This window comes from Halalkalibacter flavus (assembly GCF_036663575.1).
GTDB lineage: Bacteria > Bacillota > Bacilli > Bacillales > Bacillaceae_D > Halalkalibacter > Halalkalibacter flavus.
In genome coordinates this window covers 1-215 of the sequence record NZ_JAWRVK010000455.1, presented here as the reverse complement: position 1 = coordinate 215, position 215 = coordinate 1, and the positions used below count along the sequence as shown (strand labels likewise).

1 tRNA gene is annotated in these 215 nt (G+C 51.2%); it reads right to left on the bottom strand.

Annotated features, from left to right (window positions below):
• Positions 1-140 precede the first annotated feature (140 nt).
• Positions 141-215: transfer RNA gene (locus tag SAY88_RS25775), tRNA-Glu, on the bottom strand.

Below are 215 nucleotides of genomic sequence, written 5' to 3'. Positions count from 1 at the left end.
GAGGATGACGGGATCGAACCGCCGACCCCCTGCTTGTAAGGCAGGTGCTCTCCCAGCTGAGCTAATCCTCCGTTTTGCATGTGCGAGGTTAGAAAAGTTCTTTTTTCTAACTTCTTACTTCTAATCTCTAATTTCTATAATGGTGACCCGTACGGGATTCGAACCCGTGTTACCGCCGTGAAAGGGCGGTGTCTTAACCGCTTGACCAACGGGCC